Genomic DNA, 822 nt, shown 5'->3' with positions numbered 1-822 from the left:
TGCCTGTGCGAACGACGGTGATCGTTGCAGCGCCGGCTGATTCACTGACGAAGATGGTGGCGTTGTCCCGCAAGGCAACGCTTGATCCAGCAGAAAACACGACATCGCGGAAGTAGTTTTCGTTCTGGTAGACGAGGGCGGGAAACGTGCCAATGGTTTCGTTGTAGACACCGGCGCCGACCGGGGCGGTCAATCCCCCATTGCTGATCGGGTTGGCGAAGCCGTTCGAAGTCAGCGAATAGTAGCTGTTGGCATTGACCGAGACGACATAGGTGGTGCCCGCACTGATGACCAGCGGACTTGCCAAAGTCTGCTGCTGCCAGCCTGAGGCTGTCTCGTTGGTGAAGGTGACGCTTGCCAGCTGCTGCCCGGTAGCCGACCAGATGCGGCCGACATGCGTGCCGGTCTCGCTCGGGGCCTTGTAATAGCGGATCGCCTGGATCGAACCGGTATTGCTGCTGACGAAGCGCATCCCGACTTCCCAGTCCACTCCAGGCCCGTCGGTGAAGTTGGGCTGGGTCGGTGTCTGGGTGGTGAAGAGGCTGACGGGGCTGGAGCTTACTGACGTAACCGGGGCAGTCGCCGCGCTCACGATGTTCTCGCCAGTGCCAAGCAGGTCGGTATAAGTGGCATTGACCCGCAGGCGCTTGCCGACGAGACTGCTGCCCAGTGTCAGGCTTTGCCCGCCCGCGACGTCACTCCACGTACTGCCGTTGTCGCTGCTCTGCCACAGATAGCTGACGCCTGTTGCCGGTAGGCCATCGATGTCACTGAGGCTGGCGGTCAAGGTCTGGCCCTGGCTCGCTATGCCATTGATCGAGA

General features: G+C 61.3%; 1 protein-coding gene. It reads right to left on the bottom strand.

Going from position 1 to position 822, the window contains the following annotated elements; all coding sequences use genetic code 11:
• Positions 1 to 822: DUF4082 domain-containing protein (locus tag B5E41_RS30960; protein WP_141098866.1), on the bottom strand; the 822-nt coding region annotated here is incomplete at both ends.

Source organism: Rhizobium esperanzae, assembly GCF_002204185.1.
Classification (GTDB): Bacteria; Pseudomonadota; Alphaproteobacteria; order Rhizobiales; family Rhizobiaceae; genus Rhizobium; species Rhizobium esperanzae.
Note: the sequence above shows the minus strand (reverse complement) of the source record. Positions and strands in the feature narration are given on the sequence as shown.